General features: G+C 65.9%; 21 protein-coding genes. 10 read left to right on the forward strand and 11 right to left on the reverse strand.

The features are described from left to right. Positions 1–299 precede the first annotated feature (299 nt). Positions 300–1406 carry an IS110 family transposase gene (locus AB4Y79_RS18575; RefSeq protein ID WP_441864957.1) on the forward strand — a complete coding sequence of 369 codons (1107 nt, stop codon included), beginning with the start codon at positions 300–302 and terminating at the stop codon, positions 1404–1406. Positions 1407–1606: 200 nt separating this feature from the next. Here AB4Y79_RS18575 and AB4Y79_RS18580 read toward each other — a convergent pair whose 3' ends face one another. Next, positions 1607–2587, reverse strand: a complete 981-nt coding sequence (locus AB4Y79_RS18580; protein ID WP_441864960.1) for an isopenicillin N synthase family dioxygenase — start codon at positions 2585–2587, stop codon at positions 1607–1609. A 45-nt stretch (positions 2588–2632) separates the two neighbouring features. Between AB4Y79_RS18580 and AB4Y79_RS18585 the strand changes: the two genes are divergently transcribed. The 5 genes from AB4Y79_RS18585 to AB4Y79_RS18605 all read left to right on the forward strand — a co-directional run bounded on the left by AB4Y79_RS18585 (position 2633) and on the right by AB4Y79_RS18605 (position 5394). Then, positions 2633–3046, forward strand: a complete 414-nt coding sequence (locus AB4Y79_RS18585; protein ID WP_441864962.1) for an MmcQ/YjbR family DNA-binding protein — start codon at positions 2633–2635, stop codon at positions 3044–3046. Beyond that, complete coding sequence (locus AB4Y79_RS18590) at positions 3039–3593, forward strand: DUF1990 family protein (protein ID WP_441864964.1); 555 nt, start codon at positions 3039–3041, stop codon at positions 3591–3593. The genes AB4Y79_RS18585 and AB4Y79_RS18590 overlap by 8 nt, the downstream gene beginning before the upstream one ends. Continuing rightward, positions 3590–3907, forward strand: coding sequence for a putative quinol monooxygenase (locus AB4Y79_RS18595; protein ID WP_441864967.1), 318 nt, complete (start codon positions 3590–3592; stop codon positions 3905–3907). The genes AB4Y79_RS18590 and AB4Y79_RS18595 overlap by 4 nt, the downstream gene beginning before the upstream one ends. Before the next feature lie 76 nt (positions 3908–3983). Continuing rightward, positions 3984–4277 (forward strand): DUF503 domain-containing protein, encoded by a 294-nt coding sequence (locus AB4Y79_RS18600; RefSeq protein WP_441864969.1) that lies wholly within the window; start codon positions 3984–3986, stop codon positions 4275–4277. A gap of 448 nt (positions 4278–4725) precedes the next feature. Further along, a complete protein-coding gene (locus AB4Y79_RS18605) occupies positions 4726–5394 on the forward strand; it encodes a hypothetical protein (RefSeq protein WP_441864971.1) in 669 nt (222 codons plus the stop codon). 126 nt (positions 5395–5520) lie between these two features. On the opposite strand, the gene purL is transcribed toward AB4Y79_RS18605, so the two are convergent. From purL to purS, 3 genes are read right to left on the reverse strand one after another with little or no spacing between them, the layout of a single operon-like run. Continuing rightward, positions 5521–7830, reverse strand: coding sequence for a phosphoribosylformylglycinamidine synthase subunit PurL (gene purL, locus AB4Y79_RS18610; protein WP_441864973.1), 2310 nt, complete (start codon positions 7828–7830; stop codon positions 5521–5523). Then, on the reverse strand, positions 7827–8600 hold the full coding sequence (purQ, locus tag AB4Y79_RS18615) for a phosphoribosylformylglycinamidine synthase subunit PurQ (RefSeq protein WP_441864975.1): 774 nt from the start codon (positions 8598–8600) through the stop codon (positions 7827–7829). The genes purL and purQ overlap by 4 nt, the downstream gene beginning before the upstream one ends. A 1-nt stretch (position 8601) precedes the next feature. Next, entirely contained in the window at positions 8602–8853 is a 252-nt protein-coding gene (purS, locus tag AB4Y79_RS18620) for a phosphoribosylformylglycinamidine synthase subunit PurS (RefSeq protein ID WP_015935902.1), read from the reverse strand. A 269-nt stretch (positions 8854–9122) separates the two neighbouring features. Between purS and AB4Y79_RS18625 the strand changes: the two genes are divergently transcribed. Further along, a complete protein-coding gene (locus AB4Y79_RS18625; RefSeq protein WP_441864978.1) occupies positions 9123–9308 on the forward strand; it encodes a hypothetical protein in 186 nt (61 codons plus the stop codon). Positions 9309–9583: 275 nt separating this feature from the next. Continuing rightward, complete coding sequence (locus AB4Y79_RS18630) at positions 9584–12691, forward strand: S8 family serine peptidase (protein WP_441865142.1); 3108 nt, start codon at positions 9584–9586, stop codon at positions 12689–12691. Positions 12692–12765: 74 nt separating this feature from the next. On the opposite strand, the gene AB4Y79_RS18635 is transcribed toward AB4Y79_RS18630, so the two are convergent. From AB4Y79_RS18635 to AB4Y79_RS18650, 4 genes are all read right to left on the reverse strand, one after another. Next, on the reverse strand, positions 12766–13098 hold the full coding sequence (locus tag AB4Y79_RS18635; protein WP_441864981.1) for a serine protease inhibitor: 333 nt from the start codon (positions 13096–13098) through the stop codon (positions 12766–12768). After that, complete coding sequence (locus tag AB4Y79_RS18640) at positions 13095–14036, reverse strand: 3-methyladenine DNA glycosylase (RefSeq protein WP_441864984.1); 942 nt, start codon at positions 14034–14036, stop codon at positions 13095–13097. Before AB4Y79_RS18640 ends, AB4Y79_RS18635 begins: the two co-directional genes overlap by 4 nt. Next, complete coding sequence (locus AB4Y79_RS18645) at positions 14005–14535, reverse strand: SSI family serine proteinase inhibitor (RefSeq protein WP_441864986.1); 531 nt, start codon at positions 14533–14535, stop codon at positions 14005–14007. The genes AB4Y79_RS18640 and AB4Y79_RS18645 overlap by 32 nt, the downstream gene beginning before the upstream one ends. 88 nt (positions 14536–14623) lie before the next feature. Further along, on the reverse strand, positions 14624–15088 hold the full coding sequence (locus AB4Y79_RS18650) for a MarR family winged helix-turn-helix transcriptional regulator (RefSeq protein WP_441864989.1): 465 nt from the start codon (positions 15086–15088) through the stop codon (positions 14624–14626). Between the two features lie 78 nt (positions 15089–15166). Here AB4Y79_RS18650 and AB4Y79_RS18655 point away from each other — a divergent pair, with 78 nt between their 5' ends. Then, positions 15167–15409: a hypothetical protein gene (locus AB4Y79_RS18655; RefSeq protein ID WP_308928719.1), complete on the forward strand. Its 243-nt coding sequence runs from the start codon at positions 15167–15169 to the stop codon at positions 15407–15409. Between the two features lie 118 nt (positions 15410–15527). Continuing rightward, positions 15528–15743 carry a hypothetical protein gene (locus AB4Y79_RS18660; RefSeq protein ID WP_441864992.1) on the forward strand — a complete coding sequence of 72 codons (216 nt, stop codon included), beginning with the start codon at positions 15528–15530 and terminating at the stop codon, positions 15741–15743. A 59-nt stretch (positions 15744–15802) separates the two neighbouring features. On the opposite strand, the gene AB4Y79_RS18665 is transcribed toward AB4Y79_RS18660, so the two are convergent. From AB4Y79_RS18665 to AB4Y79_RS18675, 3 genes are all read right to left on the reverse strand, one after another. After that, entirely contained in the window at positions 15803–17161 is a 1359-nt protein-coding gene (locus tag AB4Y79_RS18665; protein ID WP_308928717.1) for an aspartate kinase, read from the reverse strand. A 188-nt stretch (positions 17162–17349) separates the two neighbouring features. Further along, on the reverse strand, positions 17350–17949 hold the full coding sequence (gene recR, locus AB4Y79_RS18670; RefSeq protein WP_285242176.1) for a recombination mediator RecR: 600 nt from the start codon (positions 17947–17949) through the stop codon (positions 17350–17352). 75 nt (positions 17950–18024) lie between these two features. Continuing rightward, a complete protein-coding gene (locus AB4Y79_RS18675) occupies positions 18025–21351 on the reverse strand; it encodes a DNA polymerase III subunit gamma and tau (protein WP_441864996.1) in 3327 nt (1108 codons plus the stop codon). Positions 21352–21366: the final 15 nt, after the last annotated feature.

The following is a 21366-nucleotide window of genomic DNA, read 5'->3' on the forward strand; positions in this document are numbered from 1 at the left end:
TCTAGACGATATGAAGTGAAACGGTTACTCCTGTCCGGGTCCGGCCCATTATCGCCGGGCGGTCCTGCAGCGCCGGCTGGATGTGATGCTGCTGGCCCTAGGCGGGAACTGGCGCTGCATGCCCTGTTCCCGGCGCTGATGTCCCTTATCCCGGACGGGTAGGGTCTGGCCAGGAGTATGGGGGCCGGGGCCTTCTGTTTCACAGGGGTCCGTGGGTTGCCATTAACGGCTCCCGTGCCTGSGAGGCCCATCCGGGGTGCAATGGTAGTGCCACATGTGAGGTTTGGGAGGTCCCGGCTATGTTTGAGCATACTTTCATTGGTCTGGATGTTCACGCGGTTARTGTGGTCGGCCATGCGCTGAACCCGGGCACCGGTGAAATCAGCCACCATACGATGGCTGCTGACCCGGCCCTGGTCCTGGAGTGGGTCCGGCGGTTTGAGCCGCCCGTCAAGGTCGTTTATGAGTCGGGTCCGACAGGGTTTGTCCTGGCCAGGTATTTGCGGGCCGCGGGCGTCAACTGCGTGGTGGCGGCGTCATCGAAGCTGCTGCGTGCGCCCGGTGACCGGGTGAAAACTGATCGGCGGGACGCCCGGGTGTTGGCCGAAATGCTCGCGGTAGGTTCGGTCACCGAGGTGCGGATCCCGGACCCTGACGAGGAAGCCCTGCGGGATCTGTCCCGGTTGCGCTCCGGTGCAGCGAAGGATCTTGCGCATGCCCGCCAGCACGTGAATGCCATCCTCCTCCGGCACGGCCTCCGCTATCCCAAGGACACCAGATGGACGCAGGAACACCGCCTATGGTTGCACCGCCAACGCTTTGACGAACCTGCTCTGCAGTTCACTTATGAAGCCGATGTCGAGCAGGCCGAACTACTCGCCGCACATCTGAAACGAATCGATCAGCAGGTCGCTGCCACGGCCGCGGCGTGCCCTTACACGGCGGTGATTAATGCGTTGATGTGTCTGCGCGGCATCCAGCTCACAACCGCGTTCGGGCTGGCGGTGGAGATCGGGGACTGGACCCGCTTCACCGGCTCGTCCATTGGTTCCTACCTCGGCCTGGTCCCCAGCGAGGAGTCCTCCGGCCAGTCGCGGCACCAAGGCCCGATCACCAAAGCCGGGAATACTTACGCCCGCAAACTCCTCATCGAAGCGGCCTGGCAGCACCGGCGCCCCTATACCCGCCCCGGCGAACGGCTGCTGCGCCAACTTGACCAGGTCGCCCCGGCCACCCGCATCCGCGCTTTGGAAGGAAACCATCGGCTACACCGCAAATGGGAACACTTCGATGAACGCCACAAAATGTCGGTGAAAGCCAACACCGCGATCGCCCGCGAACTCGCCGGTTGGTGCTGGTCACTGGCCGCCCCGCTCCAGAAAGGAAGAGCTATGAGCGCGGCCTGACCAGAGCGCGCCGGCCGAAAGTGAACGGCAGGGGCAGATGGCAGCAAGCGGGAGCTAACTCGAGACAGCGCTATGAGCAGACAGGCCCCAAACCCGTTGACGCTCGATTCTAGACACCGATACGCTCCAGCCGAACAAATCGTCATGCGGTAACCAACCCGCGAATATCAGCCTGACACTGCCAGCCGAAAAACGACCAGCTACCCCCCGCGTCCTTTGAGCATGTTCAGGCCGAAGGACGCCAACAGGGGATTGGACGGATCATCAGTGATGCCTCGTGCCGCGGCCTTCAGTTCCGGGGCCAGGGGGACCGGCTGGATCACCGCGTCCAGCCGGGGCGACCAGAAGAACGGTACCGAGTAGCGGTCAACGCCCGGTGGCGGCGCCTGGACGCGGTGGATGGTGGCGGCCAGGTACCCCTCGGTGGCTACTTCCAGCATCTCACCCAGGTTCACCACCAGCGCGCCCGGCAGCGGTTCCACCGGCAGCCAACGGCTGGTACCCGGCGGCAGCACTTCAAGTCCGCCCACATTGTCCTGCAGCAACAGGGTTACGAAGCCGTAGTCCGCGTGCGAGCCCACGCCCTGGTCACCCGCGGCCTCCACCACGCCGCCCACATAGTGCACCAGCTTGCCCATCCACGCGGGGGCATCCCGGAAAGGTTCGTCGAAGTAGTCTTCCGGCAGCTGCAGCGAGACCGCAATGGCCCGCAGCAGTTCCATGCCCACTCCGGACATCAGTTCGGCCCACTCCATGGCGGTCCGCCGGAGTTCGGGGAACGTCTCGTCGGGCCAGAGGTTGGGGCCCTGTAAGAGCCAGTACGGCTGGTCTGCCGGAAACTCCGAGACCGGCTCGCGGTCCGGCGAATAGTCGATCTGCTCCCGGGCGTCCGCACGCCCCTGCGTGACTTCCGTGCCCATCCGGGTGTAGCCGCGGAAGTGCGGTGACAAACGGTTGTCCAGCTTCATCCGTTCGTCCAGGGGCAGGCTGAACAAGCGCCGGATGGTTTCCAGGAGCTGTTCGGCCTGCCCGGGCCGGCCCCCGTACCCCGTGATTTGGAAGAACCCGACAGTGTGGGTGGCGTGCCGCAGCTGTTCGATGAACTCCGGGCTGAAAGAGCCGTCCGCCCGCCGTGCGGAACGCAGGTCCAGAACAGGTATGGCGCCCTGGTCGTGTGACATGCTCGCAGACTAGCACCGCGCAGGCCGGCTTTATAGGCTTCCTTCATGGACCCAACTGAGCTGAGGAACATCTGCCTTTCGTTTCCGGGAGCGTACGAGGATTTTCCTTTCGGACCCGAAACCTCAGTCTTCAAGGTCCGTGCTCACATTGCCGGGGGCACCCGGCACGAGGCCAAGTTGTTTGCCGTGTCCACCATGGATGAGCGCGACTTTTCGGTGAGCCTGAAGTGTGAACCGTCCCTGGCGGTGCAGCTGCGCGCCGTGCACCCGGAGATCACCGGCGCATGGCATATGAACAAGACCCACTGGAACGGTGTACGCCTGGACGGCAACTTGCCCGCGGGGATGATCCGGGACATGGTGGAGGACTCGTATGACCTGGTGGTGGCCGGCCTGAGCCGGAAGCAGCAGGAGCAACTGGGGTGGGCACGCCTTGAAAGGGCCGGCAGTGATGACTGACAACGCACACGGGGCAGGCGGCCTTAATTACCCCGGCATTGGAAGCACTGAAACCGGCGCGGCGCCGGCGGGGTATGACCGTGTCCTGGAGGAGGCGCTCCTTGGCTCCGGGCTTGAGGTCTACCGGCGCGTCGCGGACGGCATCCTGGGCTGGGAACTGCAGCGACGGGCGGGGCTGCGGGTCCGTGCCGGGTCGCCGAGGGCGGTGCCTGGCGCGCTGGTGGTGAGCGGATTCGGTGCAGGGCCCTTCCGCCTGGATGCGCCCTGCCAGGTGGTGTGGGTCCACGAGCCCGCGGACCTGGATGGGCCGCAATCGGCAGGCTTTGGTTACGGCACGCTGCCCGGCCACCCCGCCCGTGGCGAGGAGTCCTTCGAAGTGGAGATCAACGGCCAGGGGGAGGTATGGCTTCGAATCCGTGCTTTCAGCAAGCCCGCCAACTGGTTCTACGCCGCCGGCGGACTGGTCACCCGCGCGGCGCAGCGGCACGTTACTTCCCGGTACATTGAAGGCGCACGCTCTCTCGCCGCGGAAGGAACATCCCAGTGATCTTTATCGTCGTCAAGTTCAAGGTCAAGCCCGAATGGTCGGAACGCTGGCCGGACCTCGTTGCGGACTTCACCCAGGCCACCCGGCAGGAACCGGGCAACCTGTGGTTCGACTGGTCCCGCAGCCTGGAGGACCCCAACGAGTACGTCCTGGTGGAAGCCTTCAAGGACGACGCCGCCGGCGACCACGTCAACAGCGGCCACTTCAAGAAGGCCATGGCGGACATGCCGCAGGCCCTTGTGGAAACACCGAAAATCATCAGCCGCCAGCTCGATGGCGAAGGCTGGGACCTGATGGGCGAACTCACCGTCTAATCCTCGTCGATTGCTCCGTACCTGTCGTTTCGAGCCGCTAAAACGACAGGTACGCAGCAGTCGATAGCATGAACTCATGTGGATCGGCTGGATCGAGTTCGATATCCTCCTGGGCGACGTGCACAGCCTCAAGGAGAAACGCTCCGTGGTCCGGCCCCTCCTCGCTGAACTCAAGCGCCGCTTCGAGGTCTCGGTCGCCGAAGTGGGTGACCACAGCCAGTATCGGCGCACGCAGCTTGGTGCTGGCCTGGTGGCAGCAGACCGGCCGCACCTCATCGAGGTGCTCACCGCCGTCGAACGCTTCGTGGCCGGCCTCCCCGAGATCGAACTGCTCAGCGTCCGCCAGCGGGAGCTCCACAGCGAAGACTAGTCACCGCCTTCACCCTTCGCCTCTCAAGCCCGGCCAGGGAAACCCTGGTGGCGTGGGCCCCCATCGATTGCTTAGCACTTGTCGTTTTCAGGCCCCAAAACGGCATCTACACAGCAGTCGATGAGGGGTGTGGATAACTTCTGCGGCCTTTGCCCGATTCTGGTCTTATGGACCGATGAAGACCCCACGCCCCCTGCCGGAGGTGCTCCGCGGCCGTCCATTCACCCTCGTCGACGCCTCGATCGCCGGGGTATCACCGCGCCGCTGGCGGCACAGTTCCATGGAGCGCTTTGGCCGGGGCATACGGATGGAACGTGCGACGGCGGAACTCCCGTTGAGCACGCGGGTGCGGCCATTCATAGAGGCCAATAAGAGATGCGCAGCATCCCACCTCACTGCCGCAGAGCTGCTTTCGCTGCCTCTTCGGCTGCGAAAGGAGAATCCAGACATGCACCACATCATCCGTCCCGAAGGCGAAGCGTATCTGGACCGGCCGCACGTCATCGTGCACAGGATGAAGCTCTACGATGATGAAGTCACGGTGCATCAGGGCATACCTGTCACGACACCGGAACGGACCTGGCTGGATCTCGCTGAAGTCCTGAGCCTGGACGCGCTTGTGGTGGCTGGCGACAGCTGTGTCCGGGTGCCTCGGCCCGAACTTGAGGGCCGGGACATGCCGCTGTGCACCATCGCTGACCTTCAAAGAATGATCGACCGGCACAAGGGGAAGCGCGGCCTGCGCAAGGCCAAGGAAGCCATCAAGCTGGTGCGGGTGGGCTCCGATTCGCCGCAGGAGTCCCTCCTGCGGCTCGCGATCATCCGTAGTGGGCTGCCCGAACCCGAGCTGAACGTCCCGATCATCACTGATGACGGCACCAGGCACCACGAGCCGGACCTGTCCTACCGAAAATACAGAATCGGCATCGAGTATGAGGGCGAACACCACGGCGACGACAGCCAAATCGCCCGGGACATTGCGCGGTCGGAACGCTACGCCGCACTGGGGTGGACGGAGGTCAGGATTTCCAAGCGACACATGGTCAATGACGCCAAGCCCGCTGCGGCCAAGGTCCAGGTTGCGCTGGTCCAGGCCGGTTGGCGCGGAGGTGATTAAAAACGATTGCTCCGCAGTTGTCGTTCTGAGGACTCAAAACGACAACTGCGGAGCAATCGATGGGAGGGCCCACGCCGCCAGGGTTCCCTGGCCGAGCTTGCGAGGCGAGGGTGGCGGTAGGGAGGGTCAGCCGAAGTACTTCGGCAGCGTCCCCTCGTGGGCTTCGCGGAGGGCGTCCAGGGACAGGCCCTCCACGCCGTTGATCTCGAGCTTGCCGCTGGCCGCGTCCACCACGCCGATGCGGGTGTGGGCGAAGCCGCGGGCGGTGCACATGTCCGTGAACCGGACTTCCTCGGAGCGGGGGACGCCCACGACGGCACGGCCCTGCGATTCGGAGAAGAGCGCCGTGAACAGATCCACGCCGTCCCGGTCCATGACGTCCTGCAGTGCGATCCGGGCACCCACGCCGTAGCGCAGCGAGGACTCCACCAGCGCAGCTGCAAGGCCGCCTTCGGAGAGGTCGTGCGCGGAGTCGATCATGCCATCGCGGGATGCGTTGATCAGGATCTCGCCCAGTGCGCGTTCGGCCTCAAGGTCCACCTTCGGCGGCTGGCCGCCCAGGTGGCCGCGCATGTTCGCCCACTCGGAACCGTCCAGCTCGGCACCCGTGGTGCCCAGCAGGTAGATGGCCTGGCCGTCCTCACGCCAGCCCGACGGCGTGCGGCGTGCGACGTCGTCGAGCTTTCCCAGGACCGCCACCACGGGGGAGGGGTGGATGGGCGTGGTGCCCGTCTGGTTGTACAGCGACACGTTGCCGCCGGTGACCGGGATGCCCAGCACCATGCAGGCGTCGGACAGGCCGCGGATGGCTTCGGCGAGCTGCCACATGACGTCCGGGTCCTCGGGGGAGCCGAAGTTCAGGCAGTCGCTGACGGCCATGGGGATGGCGCCGGCGGTGGCCACGTTGCGGTAGGCCTCTGCCAGTGCCAGCTGCGCGCCGTGGTACGGATCGAGGTAGGTGTAGCGGCCGTTGGCGTCGGTGGCCAGGGCTACGCCCAGGCCTGATTCCTCGTCCACGCGCACCACGCCGGCGTCGTCGGGGAACGCCATGGAGGTGTTGCCGCCGACGTAGCGGTCGTACTGGTTGGTGATCCAGGACTTGGAGCACATGTTCGGTGATGCCACGAGTTCGGTGACGGCCTTGGCCAGTTCAGCGGGGGCGGCCGGGCGGCCGGCGTCCTGCACCGAGCCGGTGAAGGTGTCGGCCTGGACGGCGTCCTGCCACTCGGGACGGGCGAACGGGCGGTCGTAGACCGGGCCGTCGTGGGCCACGGTGCGGGGATCGACGTCGACAATCACGTCGCCTTCCCAGGTGATGATGAGGCGGCCGGTGTCGGTCACCTCGCCCAGCCAGGAGTATTCAACAGCCCACTTGTCCATCACGGCCTCGAACGCTTTCACGTTCTCCGGCGTGACCACGGCCATCATGCGTTCCTGGGACTCGGACATCAGGATCTCGCCCGGGGTCAGCGTGGGGTCGCGCAGCAGGACCGAGGTCAGCTCAACCTGCATGCCGCCGTCGCCGTTGGAGGCCAGCTCCGACGTGGCACAGGAAATACCAGCGGCGCCAAGGTCCTGGATGCCTTCCACCAGGGAGCCCTTGAAGAGCTCCAGGCAGCACTCGATCAGCACCTTCTCCGCGAAGGGGTCGCCCACCTGCACGGCGGGGCGCTTGGAGGGCTTGGTGTCGTCGAAGGACTCGGAAGCCAGCACAGACGCGCCGCCGATGCCGTCACCGCCGGTGCGCGCACCGAACAGGACCACCTTGTTGCCCTTGCCGGAGGCGTTGGCCAGGCGGATGTCCTCGTGGCGCATGACGCCCACTGCCAGGGCGTTTACCAGCGGGTTGCCCTGGTAGACGGAGTCGAACACCATCTCGCCGCCGATGTTCGGCAGGCCCAGGGAGTTGCCGTAGCCGCCGATGCCGGCCACTGCACCGTGCATGACGCGGGCGGTGTCCGGGTGGTCGATGGCGCCGAACCGCAGCGGATCCATCACGGCAACGGGGCGGGCACCCATGGAGATGATGTCGCGGACAATGCCGCCGATGCCGGTCGCGGCGCCCTGGTAGGGCTCAACGAACGACGGCGAGTTGTGCGATTCGATCTTGAAGGTCACGGCCCAGCCGTCCCCGAGGTTGGTCACGCCGGCGTTTTCGCCGATGCCCACCAGCATGTCCTTCTTCATTTCCTCGGTGACCTTCTGGCCGAACTGGCGCAGGTGGTTCTTGGAGGACTTGTAGGAGCAGTGTTCGCTCCACATGACGGAGTACATGGCCAGCTCGGCACCGGTGGGGCGGCGGCCCAGGACCTTGACGATCTCGTCGAACTCGTTCCGCTTCAGGCCCAATTCGGCCCAGGGCAGCTCGGTGTCCGGAGTCTTGGCTGCGTTCTCGACGGTATCGATGTTGAACTTCTTGGTGGTTTCGGTGGTCACTTGTCGCCTCCCACAATCTTGTTCAGTACGGAGGTGAAGAAACCCAGTCCGTCGGTGTCGGAACCGCCGATGCCATCGAGCGATTCGGGGCCGAAGCCCGGCTCTACGGCGTGCTCGGGGTGGGGCATGAGGCCCACCACGTTGCCTGCTGCGTTGGAGATGCCGGCGATGTCGCGGCGGGAGCCGTTCGGGTTGAAGCCGACATAACGGAACACCACGCGACCCTCGGCCTCAAGGGCGTCCAGGGTCTTTTCGTCCGCGATGTACTGGCCATCCTGGTTCTTCAGCGGAATGGTGATCTCCTGGCCCGCCTGGTAGTCCAGCGTCCACGCGGTGTTGGCGTTCTCAACACGCAGCACCTGGTCGCGGCAGAGGAACTTCAGGTGATCGTTCTTGATCATCGACCCGGGCAGCAGGTGCGATTCGGTGAGGATCTGGAAACCATTGCAGATGCCCAGGACGGGCAGCTTGGCGTCACTGTTGGCGGCGTCGATGATTTTGGACATCAGCGGCGCAAAGCGGGCAATGGCGCCGGCACGGAGGTAGTCGCCGTAGGAGAAACCACCGGGGATAACCACGGCGTCCACGTCGCCGAGCTCCGTGTCGCCATGCCAGAGTTCGACGGCGGTGGCGCCGGCCAGGCGCACGGCGCGGGCAGCGTCGCGGTCATCCAGGGTGCCGGGGAAGGTGACGACGCCGATCCGGGCGCCTGCCAGGCGCGGCTCCGCCGCAACGGCGACGGCCTCGCCGATCAGGGGAAGTTCAGTCATCTCAGGCCTCGACAACCTCGACATTGACGACGTCCTCGATGACCGGGTTGGACAGGAGGGTTTCGGCGGCGTCGCGGGCCTGTGCCAGGATTTCCTCCGTCACCTCGCCGTCGACCGTCAGTTCGAAACGCTTGCCCTGGCGGACAGAGCTGAAGCTGGTGAAGCCCAGCCGGGGGAGAGCGCCAACAATCGCCTTCCCCTGCGGGTCCAGAATCTCGGGCTTGGGCATGACGTCAACAACGATCCGGGGCATCCGGCAACTCCTGTGCGTGAGCTTGGGTAAGGGCGCCGCGGAGTGGTGCCGTCTCACGCCGTACCGGGATGTGGGAGACAGTTGGTCACCTGCGTTGGTTCACCATGAGGTCGGGCGCTCCGCGAGCTTGCCCTATCATTCTACCGGCCCGGGCTCGTCCCTCCGCATTCGGCAGATTCATGGAGCAGAACCCGTTCCGGCAAGTTCAGGACAGGGGCCAGGCGGGTGTGCTTCTGGAGTTGCCGGAGGGCGTTCACTAGGATTGGTTGATGGCGCAAAATTCAAGGTCCGTGCTCTTGCCGATGGTTGCCGCGGCCGTGTTTGCCGGCTTGGGCAGGATGGTGCTGCAGAAGGTGAAGGCAGACCGTTTGGCCCGCGAGACGCGGGTGGCCGGCCCACTGGACGAAAAAACCCGGCAGTGGATCAGCGACGTGGTGCGGACCCCCCGCCACTAGCTGCCCGCATCCTTCCCCAGTAACGCCGGGGCGTCCTTCGAGGCGCCCTTTTTGTGTGTTCGGATGCTCCGGCGGCCGCGCATATGACAAGCGAAAATTTCCCGAATGTGCTCTATGTCATATCTCGCTCTCAGTCTGTACTCTGTGAACAGTCTGGTCTCAGCAAATTACAAGATCTGTAATTAACTCTGCAGTTCCAGTCGTTTGGGGCGCCCACCAAGGCTGGGCGGTACATCGTGAAAGGGTTGCGCGTGAAATCAACTGGAAAGAGCCCCTTGCGGGCCGGGGGACTTCGGAAAGCGGCCGCCCTGGCCGTCGGGTTGCCCCTTCTTATAAGTTCGCTGGCAGTTGGGCCGGCCACGGCAGCCCCGGTGGGCCAAAGCCCGGAGAAGGCCGCCGCCAACGCGAAAGCCAGCCAGTTCAAGGACGGCCGGTACATCGTGGTTCTGGCCGGCCCGGCTGCCGCAGCCTACGAAGGGGGAGCCGCCGGGCTTGGCGCCACCAAGCCGCAGCAAGGCCGGAAGCTCGATGCCGGCAGCCCAAACTACAAGGCCTACGACGCGCACTTGCGCCAGCAGCAGCGTGACGTTGCGGCCGCCCAGGGGGTATCCCCGGCCAAGCAGTACACCGCCGCCCTCAACGGGTTCACTGCGGAGCTGACCGCTCACCAGGCGACGGAATTGTCCAAGGACAAGCGCGTGCTTGTGGTGGCGCCCGACGTTGAGAACAAGCCCGACTACACCACCACCGACTTCCTCAAGCTCACTGGTCCGGACGGGACCTGGGCCAAGCAGTTCGGGGGTGAAGCCAACGCCGGCAAGGGCGTCGTGGTGGGCGTCATTGACTCCGGCTACGCACCGGACAATCCCTTCCTCCAGGGCGATCCGGTGCAGCCGCTGCATGGTGCCCCGCAGGTGGGCGTCCCCTACCGCACCGGCGACGGCAAGATTGCCATGCTCAAGGCGGACGGCACCACCTTTGAGGGCGAATGCCAAAAGGGCCAGGGAACCGGGGCTGCCTTTGACGGCTCGCTCTGCAACTCCAAGGTCATCGGCGCCCGCTATTTCGCCGACTCCTTCCTCCAGTATGTGACTCCCGGCAACCGTGCTCCCGAGGAGCAGATTTCCCCGGTGGACGTGGGCAGCCACGGCACCCACACGGCAACAACGGCAGCCGGCAGCGCCAACGTGGAGCAGGTGATCGACGGCGCCAGCTTCGGAAAGAGCTCGGGCGTGGCTCCGGCGGCCAAGGTCTCGGTCTACAAGGTCTGCTGGGAGGACACCAACCCTGACACCGGCGGCTGCTACTCGTCATCTTCGGTTGAGGCCGTTGACGCGGCCATCAAGGACGGCGTGGATGTCCTGAACTACTCAATTTCGGGCAACAACGACAGCACCACCGACCCCGTGGCGCTCGCATTCCTGAACGCCGCCGCCGCCGGCGTCTTTGTGTCGGCCTCTGCAGGCAACTCCGGTCCGACGGCGTCAACTGTGAACCATGCCTCACCATGGCTGACCACCGTGGCGGCCTCCACCTTCCCGAGCGACCTGTTGGGAACGGTCAAGGTTTCCGATGGTTCGCTGTACCGCGGGGCGTCCATCATGAAATCGGAGGTTGCGGACAAGCCCGTCGTGGTGGCCGCTGCTGCCGCGGCCCCCGGGGCTGCAAACGCCAACCTGTGCGGACCCGGAACCTTGGACCCCGCCAAGGTAGCCGGCAAAGTGGTGGTCTGTGACCGTGGAGTGGTGGACCGCACCGCCAAGAGCCAGGAAGTCTCGGACAAGGGCGGCGTTGGCATGATTCTGGTGAACCTCACCAGCAGCTCCGAGGATGCCGACAACCACGTTGTTCCCACCGTCCACGTCAACGCCCCCAAGAGCCTGGAACTGAAGTCCAAGCTGCAGGCGAACCCGGCACTGACGGTAAGCCTGGTCAAGGGCGACCTGACCGGACTTCCCCCGGCTCCAGCGCCCCAGATCGCGGGCTTCTCGTCCCGCGGGCCCACCCTCGCATCGGGCGGTGACCTGCTCAAGCCTGATATCTCGGCCCCGGGCGTGAACGTCCTCGCCGGCGTCTCTACGATCGGCAACCACGGCGACCAGTTCGGATTCATGTCCGGCACCTCCATGGCCGCGCCGCACATCGCCGGTTTCGGCGCCCTGGTGCTCAGCAAGCAGCCGAAGTGGTCGCCCGCCGCAGTGAAGTCCGCCATGATGACCACCGCATACCCGCTGGTCAATGCGGATGGTTCGCCCAACACGGATCCGTTCCAGGGCGGCGCCGGCCACATCGACGCCACCCGCGTCCTCGATCCAGGCCTCGTTTACGACTCCGGCATCCAGGACTGGCTTGGTTTCCTGAACGGCCAGGGCGTCGACACGGGCGCCCCGGGGGCCGGCTCCATTGCTGCCCGGGACCTCAACCTTCCCTCCATCGCTCTGGGCAGCCTCGTGGGCGAAGTCCAGGTCAAGCGCAAGCTGACGGCCCTGGTGCCGGGCATGTACCGGCCCGAGGTGAACATGCCGGGCTTCAACGTCAACGTCGAACCTAAGGCGCTGAACTTTGCCAAGGCCGGCCAAACCCGTGACGTTACCCTGACCATCCGGAACGTCAGCGCACCTGTGGGCCAGTTCAGCACCGGAAGCCTCACCTGGAAAGGGCCGCGGTCCGCAACATCGCCGATTGCGATCCGCCCGGTCGATGCCCAGATCGCTCCGTCGTTCTCGTACAGCTCGGCCACCGGCACGGGCAGCGGCTCCATGGAGCTGGTGTCCGGCTCGGACAGCCCCATCGCCGTTGGAGTGGAGGGTCTGGCGCCACTGAGCCAGACCGCCATCACCAAGACCCCGGGCGAGTACGCACCCACGAACGACGCCCACAATGCCTTGGTCCAGGTGCAGGTTCCCGCCGGCTCCACCTTCGCGCGGCTGGGCATCCAGGCGCAGTCGAACGACGTCGACTGGGACATGGTGGTGTACGCACCCAACGGGTCGGGTGGCTTGACGGCCACCCAGGTGGCAACGGCCTCCGCGAGCGAGTTCCTGGACCTGGAAGCGCCGCGGGCCGGCACCTACTACGTGGTGGCCAACCTGTACGCCACCCCGGATAACGGGCCGGCCACTGCCTCGGTACAGGCTGTGAGCTTTGCGGGCGATGCCGGCAACCTCACCGTCAACCCCAACCCGATCGTGGCGCCCAACGGGACGGCAACCTCGGCCACCCTGAACTGGACCGGCCTTGCTGAGGGGTCTTACCTTTCGCGGCTGAGCCTGGGCAGCAACGGCATCAAGACCTGGGTGAACGTGCAGGTGGGTTCCGGCTCTGCCCCGGCTCCGGCCGGCGCTCCCCAGATGGGCCTTGCGCAGGCTCTACCCGCAGCCTGAGCATCAACTAAGTATTGGGGGGAGGGTCCCGGACGGTTCGTCCGGGACCCTTTTTTGTGCCCGGCCGCTGAAGACTAGGTGGCGTTACCGCCCAGCAGGGGAGCCATGGCCCTCCACCGGGCGATCTCGCAGCCATCCGTCCGGGTGAAGACCGAATGGACCGCGCGTCCATGGAACGTGCCGGAAACGACGGCAACCTGTGGTCCCCCGTACTGCTGGGTGCACAATTTCGGGGGCCCGGGCTTGGGAAAGAAGACGTCTTCCCCGAATTCCTCCACGGCAGCCAGGGCGGCCTCCGGTTCCGGCAGGGTGGTCCCGGCCGCCGGAGCTCCGTCCTCTGCCACCAGCCGGAACACATACTCGGGAGCGTCCGGATCCTCCCGGACGCTGATGGCCAGGTCGATCACTTCTGCGCTCCTTCCGCAAGGGCGCCAAGGTCCAGGGCAAGCCTCTCCCGCAGCGTGGTGGCCTCCGCGGCAAAATTGCGCTGGTGCTCAACGTAGGAGGCCTTGCCCTGCGGGGTTTCGATGGGAATGGCGGGGTAGCCCCACTCGGCGAGGTCATACGGAGAAGCCTGCATGTCCATGGCCCGGATGCGCCAGGAGAGCTCGAAACAGTCCATGACCAGTTCGCTCGAAAGTGCGGGCAGCAGCTTGTACGCCCATTTGTAGAGGTCCATGTTGGCGTGCAGGCATCCCGGCTGCTCCAGATGGCGCTGGGTTTCACGGCTGGGTGAAAACTCGTTGAGCGGGACGGCGTCCGGGGTGTAGAACCGGAACGCGTCAAAGTGGGTGCACCGGATCTTGTTGTCCTCCACCACCTTGTCCGTACCCGCTGATCCCAGCCGCAGCTTAAGGTATTCGTGGCGGAGGTCGAACTTGTCCTGCCGGTAAACCATGGCCCACTCGTGCAGGCCGAAGCAGCCGAACTGTGCGGGCCGTGCCGCCGTGCCGCGAAGGATGACCTCGGCGAACGCCATTGCGTCCTTGCGGTCGGCGAGGAAGGCGGCCCGGTCAAAGGTGACTGCCGTGCTCCCCGCAGCCAGCCCCAGCGAGGCAAGCTCGCCGTCGTCGAGCGTCCGGTAATGCTTCCACCCTTGCCGCGCGGCTGCCTGCCCGCCGGTGAGGACGGTGCCGGCTCCCGGGTGCCAGCGCTTCAACTGGCCCGGCTTCTGGGTGTAATAGGTGAAAAGGAAATCCTCGACCGGATGCTTCTGCCCAGCCGACCGGCGGGCAAGGTAAGGATCGGCGTAGCGGCTGACGCGCTGCAGGTGGGCTTCCTCCCGTGCCTGCGCGCTGTCCTCCGCCAACAGGCTAAGAGGCTCCACCGGCGGCACCGAGCACATCCTTGGCAGCGTCCCACGAACTGATTTCACATCCGTTGGTCCGGGCGAAGGAGGACTCGACGGCGATTCCATCCACGACCCCCGTCACGGTCGCTTTTTGCGGGCCACCATACTGCTGGGTGCAGGGCTGGGCGCTTCCAGGTGCGGCCGGAGCCAGGATGGCGGGGTTTGCCTTGAGGGCCGCGCAGGCAGCGTCCGCATTTGGGTGGCTGCTTTCCGCGGCGGGGTTCCCGGAGGTGCAGACCAAGGTGTAGTCGAGTTCGGGTGCGCTCTCGGACGGCACCACGGTAATGGCAAGCTCGGCGTTTCCCTGCCCCGGCCCGTTGCCGGGACGGGAAGTTGTGGGAGCTGGGGCGGCAGCCGAGGTTTCAGTGTCGGGGGATGGGGCTGCAGGGGCGCTGCCGGACGTGGACGGCCCGCTGTTGGGTGAGCCGCCGCATCCGGAGAGCAGCCCGGCGCTTATGGCCAGGACCGCTATGAACAGCCGTAAGTTACGCATCAGGCCGCCTCCCTTCGTCAGGCAATTCTAGTCGCCCGTGGTTCGGGAAACCCCCGGCGGGCAGGTGGGACTGTCTCGAAGCCGACGTTCAGCGGGTGTTTTCCGACGTTGCAGCGATCAGTCCCATCATGGAGGCGTGCAGCTCGGAGACCTGTTCGCGGGTGAGGCCCAGCCGCTCCATCATGGTTCCCGGGACCTGCAGTGCCTGCTGCCGGAGCGCCCTGCCCTCGGGCGTCAGCACCACCGCGAGTGCACGTTCGTTACCCTCCGCACGGCCCCGCGTGATCAACCCCGCAGCCTCGAGCCTGCGCAGGAGCGGAGAGATGGTGGCCGGCTCCTGGGCCAATGCCTCACTGATGTTCCGTACCGTGCGCGGGCTGGTCTCCCAGAGGCAGAGCATCACCAGGTACTGCGGATGCGTGAGGTTGAGCTTCTCCAGTACCGGCTTGTAAGCGCCCACGACGCTGCGCGCGGCCACGGTCAGGGCAAAGCAGAGCTGATGTTCCAGGAGCAGGTCTTCGTCCTGGGTGGCATCGACGGGTGTGGCAGTCATGGCATCCTTACATCGTTAGTGCACTAATGATTAGTGTACACTTGTTGGACATCAGCAGTTAATGGAAGGAACGCCTTCATGGGCAGGGACAGGTCCAAGGACAAGGGCAATGCCTCCCAGCGCTTCATGCGCGCCACGGGAAAACTCAGGGCTGTTTTCGGCCCGGCCAACCGCTCCGCGCTGGCGCATGACATGACCGAGGAAAACCGACGGTTGCTGGCCCAGCGCCAAGCCGAAACACAGCAGTGGGAGACCATCACCAGGCCGGACGGCAGCACCTATGTGGTGCCCAGGAACCCTGAGGACCGCTCCCTGCGCTAGGCTTTCCACCCTGTGCGGCCGGCGCCTTTTTCCCACCCCGGGCTTAGAATGAGGGCACTGCTTCCCGTTGGAAGCAACAGCGCTTTCGCCCGAGTTTCGGGGAAGGGGGTGGAAAATAGTGGCACATGTCCTCAGCGGCTTCATGGGCCTGACCGAGAGGCTCCGCTTCATCTTCGGTCCCGCCACCCGACTGGATGCCGACACGCCCGTGGTACACAAACACGACGAATTTGAGCAAGCCTCCGAAGAGGACCTTGCGCATTTCGTGGTGGAAACCGATTCAACAGGCCACCACTACGCTGTGCGGCGGGAAGACCTGGAACGCGAAACCTGATACTAAAAAGCCGGGCTGTCGTTACGAAGGTAACGGCAGCCCGGCTTTTCTTTGTCCACTCAGCGGCCGGTGCCGCCGTAAACCGTCGCTTCGCTTTCGCTGTCGAGGCCGAACGCCTGGTGGATCACGCGGACGGCCTCATCCAGCAGGTCGGCGTGGGTCACCACCGAGATGCGGATTTCAGAAGTGGAGATCATGTTGATGTTGATGCCGGCGTCGGACAAGGCCTTGAAGAACGTGGCCGAGACGCCGGGGTGTGAGCGCATGCCGGCGCCGATCAGGGACAGCTTGCCGATCTGCTCGTTGTATTCGATGGACTCGAACCCGATCTGGTCCTGGGCGGCGTGAAGGGCGGCCAGGGCATCGGCACCCTCGACAATCGGCAGGGTGAAGGAGATGTCCGTCTTGCCCGTGCCGTGGGTGGAGACGTTCTGGACGATCATGTCGATGTTCGAGTGGGCGTCGGCGATGACCTGGAAGATCGCAGCGGCCTTGCCGGGAATGTCGGGGACGCCGACCACGGTGACCTTCGCTTCGGAACGGTCATGCGCAACGCCGGAGATGATTGGCTGCTCCAAGGCAACTCCCTCTTGAGTGGTGATCTTGTCGTCGGCGCTGGGAATGACCCAGGTGCCTTCATGTTGGCTGAATGAGGAACGCACGTGCAGCGGGACCCCGAACCGGCGGGCATATTCCACACAGCGCAGGTGCAGAATCTTCGCGCCCGAGGCGGCGAGTTCCAGCATCTCCTCGCTGGAAATGGTGTCGATCTTCTGGGCCGAAGGGACAACGCGGGGATCGGCGGTGTAGATGCCGTCAACGTCCGTGTAGATCTCGCACACATCCGCTTCGAGCGCCGCCGCAAGCGCCACAGCCGTGGTGTCCGAGCCGCCACGGCCCAAAGTGGTGATTTCGTTGGTGGCCCGGCTCATGCCCTGGAAGCCCGCAACAATGGCGATGTTGCCCTTGTCCAGCGCGGTGCGGATACGGTGCGGGTCGACGTCGATAATCCGGGCCTTGCCGTGGATGCCGTCGGTGATCATTCCGGCCTGGGATCCGGTGAAGGACTGTGCGGACGCGCCGAGCTTGTTGATGGCCATGGCCAGCAGCGCCATGGAGATGCGCTCGCCGGCGGACAGGAGCATGTCCATTTCGCGGGCGGGGGCGGAATCGGTCACCTGCGCGGCCAGGTCCAGGAGCTCGTCCGTCGTGTCGCCCATCGCCGAGACGACCACCACCACCTCGTTGCCGGCCTCCTGGGCATCGACCACGCGCTTGGCAACGCGTTTGATCCCTTCCGCGTCCGCCACGGACGAGCCGCCGAATTTCTGCACGATGAGCTGTTTGGTCACCGCGCCGGCGGCGGGCGCCACCTGCGGCTGGGTTGCGTTGTGCAGTTCGGTAGTGGGCGTACTCATGCGCGTACCTTCATCGGATCAGTTGGAGTTTTGGAGGCCATGAAGCCTGGCGGCGCGACTTCCTCCGACAGTTTATCGCCGCGCCCGGAGGGACGTTGAATTATGACCACATACCGGCCATGGCCGGTGCCGGTGGCCTGGGGGGCCCACCTTTGGTGGAGTACGACGGCGGGACGCCCCCGCGTGCCTCAGGCCAGGGCGTTTCGACGGCCTTCGAAGGCGCGGCCCAAGGTGACCTCGTCCGCGTACTCGAGGTCGCCGCCCACCGGGAGGCCGGACGCCAGGCGGGTGACGGTGATCCCGATTGTCTTGAGCATGCGGGCAAGGTAGGTTGCCGTGGCCTCGCCCTCAAGGTTCGGGTCTGTGGCGATGATGACTTCCTGGATGGCGCCGTCATTGAGGCGGGTCAGCAGTTCCCGGATCCGCAGTTGCTCCGGTCCGATGCCGGCAATCGGATTAATCGCGCCGCCGAGGACGTGGTACCGGCCGCGGAAGGACCGGGTGCGCTCCACGGCCAGGACGTCCTTGGACTCCTCGACCACGCAGATCAAGGCGGGATCCCGGCGCGGGTCCCGGCAAATATTGCAGAGCTCCTGCTCAGTGACGTTGCCGCAGACCGTACAGAACTTGACCCTCTCCTTGACCGTGGTGATGGCCTCAACCAGCCGCTTCATATCCTGGGGATCGGCTTCAAGGATATGGAACGCCAGCCGTTGCGCCGACTTGGGTCCCACCCCTGGAAGGCGTCCGAGCTCGTCAATCAGCTCCTGGACAGCACCTTCGTACACAATTCCCTCTTTAAATTCGATGTGAATGGCGGCCCTGTCACCAGGTGCGGACCGCCCGTTCGTTGTGGCGGCCGGTCAGTACCGGGGCGTTATGGGACTTCCGTCCGTGGACCGTTCCTCGATCAGCTTTCCGCCCAGAATACGCTCCACTGCTGCGCGTCCGAAGACACCGGACTCCTCGATGGTTTCGTCGTCGGCGCTCGGGATGTCCTGGACGTACGCGCTTGGTGCCGCTACGGCCCTGGAGGGCGCCTTCGCACGGCCGGCCTCAGCTTCCGGGCTGTTGGACAGCCGTTGGTAGAGGCTCTGCCGCGTTTCAGGCCTTCCGGCTGACGGTGCGGCCGCGGGAGCCTGTGGCCGGGACGGGGCAGCCGTAGCGGGCCCGGCTGATGCCATGGCGAGTTCGGGTTCCGGTGCGGGCTGGGCCGGTGCCGGCTGGTACGTTACCCGGGCGGAGTCCTCATGGCTGCTGTGGTTAACAGTTCCCACACCCCAGTCCGCCTCGTCCGGTGTCCTTGTCGCAGAGGCCGGGATGGTAGGCGGTACCTGGGCGGTGGCCGGCTCGTAACGCGGAGCCGGGGCCGGCACAGCCGGCGATTCGTCCACGGAAGCACCGACGGGTGGTGCACCAACGTTGCTCTTATCTCCGACCACCCAGACGCCGGGCGCCTGCTCCACGGCCCGGGCCCAAGGATCGTGCGCGCCGCCGGCAGGTGGGGTCTCTCCGTGTCCGGTGGCACTGGCCGGGGCGGTGGCGGGTCCCTCGTTCCGCGCGGCTTCCGAGTGGTTGCTGCTGGCGGGCCTGCCCTTGCCGGCAGCGGTGGCCGGCGGTGCGGCGGGGCTGGCGGTACGTGCCGAAGGTTCCCAGTCCATGGGGGGTTCCTCGTCCAGCGGCGGCGCATCCTCGTCCCGGGGCGGGCCCCAATCGTCGTCCGAGTAGGAGTAGTCCCCGCCCGAGGAGGGGAAGGAGGACTGCGCGACTGCGGGGCCGGACGCCTTGCCCGGGGCTCCGTCGCCTTCGGATGCCGGCTGGATGGCCTCCCTGCGCTGGTTGTCTTCGGCGGGAGTGGCTGCGGCGCGTGCGGGCGAAGGTGCCGGTGCGGCCGGGGGAGGTGCGGATCCAGGTGCCGCCAAAGGTGAAGGTGCGGATGCAGGTGCATGTGCCGTTGCGGGTGCAGCTCCAGGTGCAGCCGGTGCAGGTGCGGCCGTGGCGGCGGCAGCCTTGCCTGCCGTGCCCGCAGGTGATTCGGCGGGAGCGGGAGCAAGTCCCCAGGCAACGTCAGCTGAAGTGGCCGGAACCACCGGGCTGGCCGGCACTTTTGGGTTTGGCTCAGAGCTCGCCTGGCTGGCGCCGCCGGCAACCGCGTTGATCTGCAGATCGATGCCAACCGTCTTGTGGATGGCCTGGCGCAGATTGTCGGAATGGTCCGCCCGGCCGAAGGCCCCGGCGAGTCCCGACGTGGTGAAGGAGAGGGTCAGGATACTGCCGTCAAAGGCACTGACCTGGGCGTTGGGCTCCACCAAGGCCCAGGTGCTGCGCTTGATCTTCGACAGGGTCTGCAGGACATCAGGCCAGGCCCTGCGGAGGACTTCGACGTCACCCATCGCCGGAGGAGCTGCCGGGGCGGACCGTACCGGGTCTTCTGCTGGCGTTGCGTGGGAGGCTGCAGCCGCGGTGGGCGTCTGAGGTGCTTTACCGCGCGCGGGTTCCTCCACAGGCCAATCGTTGGTGCTTACCCGTGGGGGAGTGAGGGCACTGCGGGAATCCGGAGCGGGCGGGGCGCCCTGGCTGTCCCCGGATTCCGGTCCTGCAGACGGGGCCGATCCTGCAGACGGGGCCTGTCCCGCGGAAGGGGCCGCTACCGCGGGCGCGGCGGGCCCGGCATGCGCTGGGCTGGCCTGTTCGGGTTCCTGCGGGCGGGCGGCAGGTGCTGCCGCCGTAGCGCTCGTTGACTGGTCCGGCGAGTCCCGGCCAGGCCGGGGCACGGGCGGGACCGCTTCCCGGGCAGGCCGTGGGCTGGAGGAGGCGGGACCGGAAGCCGCGCCGGCGGGCATCTGTGCAGGTACTGAAGGCGCAGGTGCGGAGACTGTAGGCACAGGTGCGGGAACTGGGGCCGCCGGTGCTGGGGCCGCCGGTACTGAGGGCGCCGGCGCGGTTGCCGCTGCCGGCGTGGCCGGGGCGGCAGCACCGACGTCGTTCCCGGCATAATTGAGGCGCCGCTCCACCCGGTCGATCCGTGCTGCCATGCCGCGTTCGTTCTGCTCGGAGCTGGGCAGGAGGATCCGGGCGCACAGCAGCTCAAGATGCAGCCGTGGCGATGTGGCTCCCGTCATCTCGGTCAGGGCCGTGTTGGTGACATCTGCTGCCCGCGAGAGCTCGGCGGCACCCAGGTTGTGCGCCTGGTTCTGCAGCCGGGCGATCTGGTCCGCCGGCATGCCGCGCAGGATGGCATGGGCGCTTTCCGGCATGGCCTGGACAATGATGAGGTCGCGGAAACGCTCCAGCAGGTCTTCCACGAACCGCCGCGGATCATGGCCTGTCTGGATGACGCGGTCCACGGCACGGAAGACCGTTGCGGCATCAGAGGCGGCTACGGCCTCCACGACGTCGTCCAGCAGTGAAGCGTGGGTGTAGCCGAGCAGTGCGACGGCGAGTTCATAGTCCAGCCCGTTGGGTCCGGCCCCTGCCATGAGTTGATCAAGGACGGACAGGGAGTCACGGACAGATCCGCCGCCGGCACGGATGACCAGTGACAGGACGCCGGGAGCCACAGGAACGTTCTCCTGGCGGCAAAGGAGCTCAAGGTACGCCATCAGTGGCTCGGGCGGCACCAGCCGGAACGGGTAGTGGTGCGTCCGGGAGCGGATGGTGCCGATGACCTTGTCCGGCTCCGTGGTGGCGAAGATGAACTTGATGTGTTCCGGCGGCTCCTCAACGATCTTCAGGAGGGCGTTGAACCCGGCGGAGGTGACCATGTGGGCTTCGTCGATGATGAAGATCTTGTACCGGTCCCGAACCGGGGCATAGGTGGCGCGCTCCCGGAGGTCCCTGGCGTCATCCACGCCGCCATGGCTCGCGGCATCGATCTCGATGACGTCGAGGGAACCCGAGCCGCCGCGGGCCAGTTCCACACAGCTGGGGCAGGTTCCGCACGGGGTGTCGGTGGGGCCCTCGGCACAGTTGAGGCAGCGCGCCAGGATACGGGCGGAGGTGGTCTTGCCGCAGCCCCTGGGGCCGGAGAAAAGGTAGGCGTGGTTGACGCGGTTCTTGCGCAAAGCCATCATCAACGGTTCGGTGACATGCTCCTGCCCGATAACGTCAGCGAACGAGTCGGGACGGTATCTGCGGTACAGGGCGGTAGTTACTGTCACAGAGAAAACCCTACCAATCCGGGCTGACATCCTGCCGCCCTGTGG

Origin of the sequence: Pseudarthrobacter sp. YAF2, from assembly GCF_052113345.1 — a bacterium.
Taxonomy (GTDB): Bacteria; Actinomycetota; Actinomycetes; order Actinomycetales; family Micrococcaceae; genus Arthrobacter.

Excerpts from the sequence above, each read along its gene's own strand:
- AB4Y79_RS18580 (WP_441864960.1), bottom strand. The coding sequence starts at position 2,587 with ATGTCACACGACCAGGGCGCCATACCTGTTCTGGACCTGCGTTCCGCA.
- AB4Y79_RS18585 (WP_441864962.1), top strand. The coding sequence starts at position 2,633 with ATGGACCCAACTGAGCTGAGGAACATCTGCCTTTCGTTTCCGGGAGCG.
- AB4Y79_RS18590 (WP_441864964.1), top strand. The coding sequence starts at position 3,039 with ATGACTGACAACGCACACGGGGCAGGCGGCCTTAATTACCCCGGCATT.
- AB4Y79_RS18600 (WP_441864969.1), top strand. The coding sequence starts at position 3,984 with ATGTGGATCGGCTGGATCGAGTTCGATATCCTCCTGGGCGACGTGCAC.
- AB4Y79_RS18605 (WP_441864971.1), top strand. The coding sequence starts at position 4,726 with ATGCACCACATCATCCGTCCCGAAGGCGAAGCGTATCTGGACCGGCCG.
- purQ (WP_441864975.1), bottom strand. The coding sequence starts at position 8,600 with ATGACTGAACTTCCCCTGATCGGCGAGGCCGTCGCCGTTGCGGCGGAG.
- purS (WP_015935902.1), bottom strand. The coding sequence starts at position 8,853 with ATGCCCCGGATCGTTGTTGACGTCATGCCCAAGCCCGAGATTCTGGAC.
- AB4Y79_RS18625 (WP_441864978.1), top strand. The coding sequence starts at position 9,123 with ATGGCGCAAAATTCAAGGTCCGTGCTCTTGCCGATGGTTGCCGCGGCC.
- AB4Y79_RS18640 (WP_441864984.1), bottom strand. The coding sequence starts at position 14,036 with ATGTGCTCGGTGCCGCCGGTGGAGCCTCTTAGCCTGTTGGCGGAGGAC.
- AB4Y79_RS18645 (WP_441864986.1), bottom strand. The coding sequence starts at position 14,535 with ATGCGTAACTTACGGCTGTTCATAGCGGTCCTGGCCATAAGCGCCGGG.
- AB4Y79_RS18650 (WP_441864989.1), bottom strand. The coding sequence starts at position 15,088 with ATGACTGCCACACCCGTCGATGCCACCCAGGACGAAGACCTGCTCCTG.
- AB4Y79_RS18655 (WP_308928719.1), top strand. The coding sequence starts at position 15,167 with ATGGGCAGGGACAGGTCCAAGGACAAGGGCAATGCCTCCCAGCGCTTC.
- AB4Y79_RS18665 (WP_308928717.1), bottom strand. The coding sequence starts at position 17,161 with ATGAGTACGCCCACTACCGAACTGCACAACGCAACCCAGCCGCAGGTG.
- AB4Y79_RS18675 (WP_441864996.1), bottom strand. The coding sequence starts at position 21,351 with ATGTCAGCCCGGATTGGTAGGGTTTTCTCTGTGACAGTAACTACCGCC.